The 7,222-nt window shown below is 73.3% G+C and carries 5 protein-coding genes and 2 pseudogenes; all 7 read left to right on the top strand.

Translation table 11 applies throughout. The features are described from left to right. The coding region (locus tag AC08OQ_RS16040; protein WP_476612159.1) for a DEAD/DEAH box helicase at positions 1-1,553 on the top strand (1,553 nt) is incomplete at its 5' end. Between the two features lie 326 nt (positions 1,554-1,879). After that, positions 1,880-2,056, top strand: a complete 177-nt coding sequence (locus AC08OQ_RS16045) for a hypothetical protein (protein WP_476602192.1) — start codon at positions 1,880-1,882, stop codon at positions 2,054-2,056. Positions 2,057-2,162: 106 nt separating this feature from the next. Continuing rightward, the gene (locus tag AC08OQ_RS16050) at positions 2,163-3,230 is read left to right on the top strand and encodes an alpha/beta fold hydrolase (protein WP_476612160.1); all 1,068 of its coding nucleotides are present in this window, start codon (positions 2,163-2,165) and stop codon (positions 3,228-3,230) included. A gap of 72 nt (positions 3,231-3,302) precedes the next feature. Then, entirely contained in the window at positions 3,303-4,880 is a 1,578-nt protein-coding gene (locus AC08OQ_RS16055) for a pyridoxal phosphate-dependent decarboxylase family protein (RefSeq protein ID WP_476602190.1), read from the top strand. A gap of 196 nt (positions 4,881-5,076) precedes the next feature. Next, positions 5,077-5,454 (top strand): PHP domain-containing protein, encoded by a 378-nt coding sequence (locus tag AC08OQ_RS16060; protein ID WP_476612161.1) that lies wholly within the window; start codon positions 5,077-5,079, stop codon positions 5,452-5,454. Continuing rightward, positions 5,433-6,678: pseudogene (locus AC08OQ_RS16065) on the top strand (OB-fold nucleic acid binding domain-containing protein); the annotation flags it as partial. The gene AC08OQ_RS16060 and the pseudogene AC08OQ_RS16065, both read left to right, overlap by 22 nt. Positions 6,679-6,815: 137 nt before the next feature. Beyond that, positions 6,816-7,222, top strand: a pseudogene (locus AC08OQ_RS16070) (SAM-dependent methyltransferase); the annotation flags it as partial.

The raw sequence follows: 7,222 nt of genomic DNA on the forward strand, positions 1-7,222 counted from the left end.
GCCCGCGGTACAGCGGCTCCCGTTCAGGTGGCCCGGCGCGCCCGGCCGGACCGACCATCACCACGCGTGAGCCCCGGCCGCCGGCCGAGTCCTTCGAGGCCGCGGGCCTGCCCCGCCGGCTCATCAAGGCGCTGGCCGACCGGGACATCGCCGCCCCGTTCCCAGTCCAGGCATCGACCCTGCCCGACGTCCTCGCCGGGGAGAACGTCCTCGGCCGGGCCCGGACCGGCTCGGGCAAGACGCTCGCCTTCGGGCTGCCGCTGCTCGCCCGCATGGCCGGGCAGGGGCCGGCCCAGCCCCGCCGGCCCCGTGCGCTCGTCCTCGTGCCGACCCGCGAGCTGGCCCAGCAGGTCAACGATGCGCTCGAGCCCCTGACCAGGGCGCTCAACCTCCGGCTCGCGCCGGTGTACGGCGGGACGTCCATCAGCCGGCAGATCTCCGCGCTACGCCGCGGTGTGCACCTGGTTGTCGCCACCCCGGGCCGGCTCACCGATCTGGTGGAGCGCGGCGCGTGCGTGCTGGACGGGATCGAGATCACGGTCCTGGACGAGGCCGACTTCATGTGTGACCTCGGCTTCCTGCCCGCAGTGAAGGCACTGCTCGACGCCACCCCGGCGGGCGGGCAGCGGCTGCTGTTCAGCGCGACGCTCGACCGGGAGGTCGAGGTGCTCGTGCGCGGCTACCTGCCCGACCCGGTCCTGGTCGCGGTGGACTCCGAGGTCTCCCAGGTCACCACACTCGCCCGGCACGCGCTCGAGGCCGTCGACCAGGCCGCGCAGGTCGCCCTGGTGACCGCGCTCGCCGGCGGCTCGGGGCGCACCCTGGTGTTCGTGCGCACCCAGCGTGACGCCGACTGGGTGGCCGAGTCACTGAGCCGGGCCGGGGTGCCGGCCGAGCCGCTGCACGGCGGAATGCCACAGGGGGCGCGGACCCGGGCGCTGGCCGGTTTCACCGACGGCTTCTACCGGGTGCTGGTCGCCACCGACGTCGCCGCCCGCGGCATCCACGTTGACGGCATCCGGCTCGTCGTGCACCTCGGCCCGCCGGAGGACGCCAAGACCTACCAGCACCGAGGCGGACGGACCGCCCGAGCCGGCGCCGACGGTGCGGACGTGCTCGTCACCCTGCCCGCCGAACGTGGCAAGGTGCGCGGGCTGCTGCGCACCGTCGGGATCGAGGCGAGGCCGATCCCGACGACCGCCGACGATCCGATCGTGCTCGAGCTCGCCGGGCCGCCCGCGCCCCGGATCAGCAAGGACGAGATCCCGCTAGCCCGCACGGGCGGCGGCAGGGGACCGCGCGGCGGCGGTACGCCTCGCGGCAACGAGCACCGGCCCACCCGGCGAGAGGGTCACCGGTTCGGGCGGCCGGCGACCGGGCACGGCCGCCCGCCGCGCCGGGGCGCCGCTCCCGGAACGGCCCCCACCGCTCCGGCCCCCACCGCTCCGGGCCCCACCGCTCCGGGCCCCACCGCTCCGGGCCCCACCGCTCCGGGCCCCACCGCTCCGGGCCCCACCGCTCCGGGCCCCACCGCTCCGGCACCGACAGCCTGACCGACAGCCTGGCCGCCGGCTCCGGTGCGCCCCTGCGGGCCTGACCGGACGTCCCGCCCCGGCCGCGGGCTCCAGCTGACCGGCCCGGTTTCGACCGGGCCGGTCGGCCGGTTGAACACTCCTGACCAACGACTCGCCCACGCTCTGTGCGCGCTTCACGCACGGTCCGCGCATGCCGTAGCCATCCGACGGCCAATGAAGGGCGCAACGCATTGCCATCGTTCGGATTTGCGGTGTGACCAGGATCACTTAGAGACTTTGCGCGCCACGTCCACTCGATACCGTTTTAGGGACAGGTGTCGGTAACGATGGAAGGAGCGTTGCGCATGGAAAAGGACGAGACGACCCACCTGGCCCCGGGGCTTTCCGTACCAGGTCAGCGGGAGACCGGCTCCGGCGTCTTCGACGGCGCGGAGGTCTTCGAGCCGGCCACGGAAACATTCTCGTTCGGGCCCGTCGCAAACCCGAACCGGCTCCGGCTCGGCGCCTCCCGGTCACTGTGACTCCTGGAGGCCGGCCGCCGTCGGGCGGCCGGCCCTGCTGTTTCACCGCCGGTTTCACCGCCGACGGGTATGTCGGCCACGAGGAGCGTCGTCCTACCGTCACAGCATGAGCAGCCGCGATGTGACCGCACCCGCGGTCACCACGTCCTCGGTCACCACGCCCCTGGTTTCGGCGGACCCGTCCGGCCGGGAGAACCACCGGTCGTTCTGGGCCCAGTTGGACGGGCCGGTGCACTACGTCGACTTCGGGGGGCCACCCGACGGCCCGCTGCTGCTGTGCGTGCACGGTCTCGGCGGCTCCCACCTCAACTGGCTCGCCTTCGCCCCGCTGCTCACCCCGGTCTGCCGGGTGCTCGCGGTCGACCTGGCCGGGCACGGCCGGACGCCGCCCGCCGGGCGCCGCACCGACGTCGCGGCCAACCGGGCACTGCTCGACCGTTTCCTCAGCGAGATCGTCCGGGAGGCGCCCGTCCTCGTCGGCAGCTCGATGGGAGGCATGATCAGTGTGATGCAGGCCAGTCGACGGCCGGAGTCCGTCGCGGGTCTGGTGCTACTCGGCCCGGCACTGCCCCGGCCGCGAGGCGTGCGCCTGGATCCTGAGATCACCCGCATCTTCGCCGGTCTGCTGGTCCCCCGCCTCGGCGCGGCGATCCTCGCGTACCGCCGCGGCCGCTACACCCCCCGCCAGCTCGTTGACAAGAACCTGCGGCGGCTCTGCACCGACCCCGGCCGCATCCCGCCGACGGCGATCGCGGCTATGGTGCGCGCGCAGAGCGAGCGCGGCGGGATCCCCGGCGCGGACCAGGCGTACGTGGGGGCGGCGCGCTCGGTCGTCTGGTCGCTGGTGCGCCCGGCCTCACTCGCGCGCATGGTCCGCACCGTCCGGCAACCGACGATGCTCGTCCATGGCTCCGCCGACCGGCTGATCCCGGTGGGCGTGGCACGCCACGTCGCCGCGGAACGCCCGGACTGGCGGGTGGAGATCCTCGACGAGTTCGGCCACCTGCCGATGCTCGAGGCGACGGAGCTCACCGCCGAGCTGGTGCTGGACTGGCTGGGCCGGGATGGCCGGGATGGCCGGGAGAGCCGGGAGAGCCGGGAGAGCCGGGAAAGCCGAACGGCGGCGGCGCACGCCCGGCCGCCGGCGGTGGCGGTGGCGGTGGCGGCCGACTGACGCCGCCGGGCATCGGGCCCGCTTCGGACCCGCTGGCGAACGATCATCCATCCCGGACGAGGAGATCCACCGATGCGAGGCACGCCGCCCGTCGACGCGCTCCGCGCGGCACTGTGCGCCGCCGCCGGGCATGCCGACGCCTACCTGGCGGGTCTGGCCGATCGTCGGGTCGGCCCCAGCCTGACCGCCGAGCAAGTCCGCCACCGGCTCGGCGACACGCTGCCGGCGGGCCCGAGCGACCCGGTGGCGGTCATCGACGCGCTGGTCGACGCGGTGGCCGGCGGCCTCACTTCGACCGGCTCGGGCCGCTTCTTCGGCTACGTCATCGGCGGGACCCTGCCGGCGGCGCTCGCCGCCGACCTGCTCACCGTCGTGTGGGACCAGAACGCTGCCCTGGCCTCCCTCTCCCCGGCCGCCAGCGCCGTCGAGGCGCTGACCGGCCGCTGGATCGCGCAGCTGCTCGGCCTGCCGCCGGGGGTGTCCGTCGGGTTCACCACCGGCACCCAGATGGCGCACGTGACCGCCCTGGCGGCCGCGCGGCACCGGGTGCTGGCGCGGGCCGGCTGGGATGTCGAGACGGATGGTCTCGCCGGGGCACCGCCCGTGCGGGTCCTGGTCGGCGCCGCCCGGCACGCCACTGTCGACGCCGCGTTGCGCCTGCTCGGATTCGGCACCCGCGCGACGATCGCCGTCGAGGCCGACGCGCTCGGGCGGATGCGCCCCGAGGCGCTGCGGGCGGCTCTTGCCCGCGGGAGCGGCGGGAGCGGGCCGACGATCGTGATCGCCCAGGCGGGGGAGGTCAACACCGGTGGGTTCGACCCCTTCGAGGAGGTGTGCGCGCTGGCCCGCGAACACGGCGCCTGGGTGCACGTGGACGGTGCGTTCGGGCTGTGGGCTGCGGTGTCGGCGGCGGCGTCCCGGCGCGCCCTCGTCGCCGGGGTCGAGCGGGCCGACTCGTGGGCGACCGACGGCCACAAGTGGCTCAACGTCCCGTACGACTGCGGGATCGCCCTCGTCGCGGACCGCGAGGCGCACCGGCGGTCGATGTCGGCCTCGGCGGACTACTTCGTCCTCGACTCCGCCGGCCGGCTCGACCCGGTCGACTGGACACCGGAGTTCAGCCGCCGGGCGCGGGCCTTCGCCGTGTACGCGGCGCTGCGCTCGCTCGGCCGGGCGGGGCTGCGCGACCTGGTGGACCGGTGCTGCGAGTATGCCAACCGCTTCGCCGTGCGGCTCGCCGCTCTTCCCGGGGTGACAATCCTGAACGCGGTGGCCGGCCCGGGCGGCCCAGCCGGGTCAGCCGGGTCAACCGGCCCGGGTGGATCGGGCCGCGTCGTGGAGCTCAACCAGGTGCTGGTCCGGGTGATGGCAGACCCGGAGGGCGACCGGACGGCGGCCGGGCGGGCGGCGGGCGACCGGCTGACGGCGGCGGTCACGGCCGCGGTGACGGCAAGCGGCGAGGCGTTCGTGAGCGGCACGGTGTGGCGGGGCCGCACAGCGATGCGCATCTCGGTAAGCAACTGGTCGACCTCGGACAGCGAGGTGGAGCAGGCGATCGCGGTGATCGGGGCCGCCGTCGCCGAGGCGCGGGGGACGACCGCGGCGGCGCCGGGCGGCGGCGGTACGCACCACGGCGGTATCGCTTCGTAGTACCCGGCGGACACGACGGCGGAGGTGTCCGGACCGCGCGCGGGCCGCTAGGCTGCCGGATAAACGCCTTGTCCATCCGGCCGGTCCCCCGTGATGATCAGTTCCCGGCGCGCCCGCACCGGAGGGCGCCCGTTTCCACGGTCGGTGACTGGTCCGCAGCTTCGACCGGCGTGCCCAGCGCGCGGGAAGATCTGACGTGTCCAACTCTTTCGTCCACCTTCACGTTCACACCGAGTACTCGATGCTGGACGGGGCGGCTCGGCTGAAGGACATGTTCAAAGAGGTCTCCCGCCAATGGACCACGGCCTCGACATCGAGCGCCGGGTCCGCGACGGCCTGGTGGGCATCGTCCGCACGCTCGGCATGCGGTTCGTCGTCACCAACGACTCGCACTCCGCCTACGAGGCCGAGCGGGACGCCCACGCCGCGCTGCTCTGTGTACAGACGGCGTCGACGGTGGCCAATCCCTCCTTCCAGTTCGAGGGGTCGGGCTACTACCTCAAGAGCGCCGAGGAGATGTACGGGACCGACACTTCCGACGTCTGGCGCGAGGGCTGTGAGACCACCCTGCTGATCGCCGAGCGGGTCGACCCCACCGGCATGTTCGCCAAGCACAACCTGATGCCGCGCTTCCCGGTGCCGGCTGGCGAGACCGAGGAGAGCTGGTTTCGCAAGGCGACCTGGGCCGGTATGGCCCGCCGGTTCCCGGACGGCTACGACGACGCCCACCGCGAACGCGTCGAGTACGAGATCGGGATCATCCTGCAGCTGGGTTTCCCGTCGTGCTTCCTGGTGGTCGCCGACTTCATCGTGTGGGCGAAGAGCCAGGGCATCCCGGTGGGGCGAGGACCGCATAGCGCAGATCGTCACCTACGGCACGATCAAGGCCAAGGCTGCGATCAAGGACTCCTCGCGGGTGCTCGGCTACCCGTACGCGATGGGTGACCGCATCACCAAGGCGATGCCGCCCGCCGTGATGGGCAAGGACATCCCGCTGGCCGGGATCTTCGACCCCCAGCACCCCCGGTACAGCGAGGCCGGGGAGATCCGTGGGGTGAGGAAGAAGAACGCCGAGGGGCAGTTCGACCTGTTCGCCTTCGACGCCGAGGACGAGCCGGGCGCGGCGCCCGTGTTCGGCGTGCAGGAGTTCTCCGACCAGGAGTGGGACAAGGCGGTCAAGCTGTCCCACGAGCGGGAGATGCTCGGCCTCTACGTCTCCGACCACCCGCTGCGCGACGTCGAGCACATCCTCGCGGCGAAGGCGGACTGCGGCATCGCGTCCCTGACCGGCGGGGAGCACCCCGATGGTACCACCGTGACCATCGGCGGAATCATCTCCAGCCTGCAGCGCAAGGTCACCAAGCAGGGCAAGGTGTGGGCGCTGACCACCATCGAGGACCTCGAGGACGGGCTGGAGGTCATGTTCTTCCCGCAGACCTACGAGACCTGCTCCACTCAGCTCGCCGAGGACGCCGTGGTCATCGTCAAGGGCCGCCTCGACAAGCGGGAGGACACCCCGCGGCTGATCGCCTCCGACCTCACGGTCCCCGACCTGTCCGACGCCGCCCTGAGCCCACCGATGGTGATCATCATACTGGCGTCCCGGGTGAACCCGCCGACGGTGGAGCGGCTGCGGGAGGTTCTCGGTACCCATCCCGGGACGACGGAGGTGCACCTGCGGCTGCAGACCGCGAGCCGCACCACCGTGTTCCGGCTCGACGACGCGTACAAGGTCCAGCGCACTCCGGCCCTCATAGGCGACCTCAAGGCCCTGCTCGGCGCCTCCGCCGTGGCCTGAGCGGCGCGGGACGGACCGGAGTATCCCTGTTACCGGGGATCCCCGGTAACAGGGATACGGACATGCAACACCCGACACCGTTGCGGCAGCGGGTTTCCGGGGGACGATGAGCCCAGGTAACAACCGGAGGATGCGCCGTGACGATCAGTCGAGAGCCGGCGGAGCACGACCCTGCCGAAGCAACCATTCCGCGCCGGGAGCCGCGGTGGTCACCGAACGTGGCGCGGGCGACGCGCATCCTGCTCGAGAGCCTGATCGGGGACGACCCGCCGGTACGGATCACGCTGTGGGACGGCTCGGTGCTGGGACCAGACACCACCACCCGGATCCTGGTCCGCTCGCCGGAGGCCCTGCGCCGCGTCCTGTTCCGCCCGGGTGAGCTGGGCTTCGCGCGGGCCTTCGTCGCCGGGGAGATCGACGTCGAGGGGGACGTCTTCGCCGCCCTCGCGGTGCGCCGGGGCATCGCCGGGGCCGGCTCGCGGCTGACCGGCGCAACCGCCCGCGCCGCCGCGACCCTGCTGCGCGAACTCGGCCCGCGCCCGCC

The sequence above is a fragment of the Frankia sp. CcCS3 genome (genome assembly GCF_977927575.1).

Coding starts and splice junctions, on each gene's coding strand:
- AC08OQ_RS16045 (WP_476602192.1), top strand. CDS start 1,880: ATGGAAAAGGACGAGACGACCCACCTGGCCCCGGGGCTTTCCGTACCA.
- AC08OQ_RS16050 (WP_476612160.1), top strand. CDS start 2,163: ATGAGCAGCCGCGATGTGACCGCACCCGCGGTCACCACGTCCTCGGTC.
- AC08OQ_RS16055 (WP_476602190.1), top strand. CDS start 3,303: ATGCGAGGCACGCCGCCCGTCGACGCGCTCCGCGCGGCACTGTGCGCC.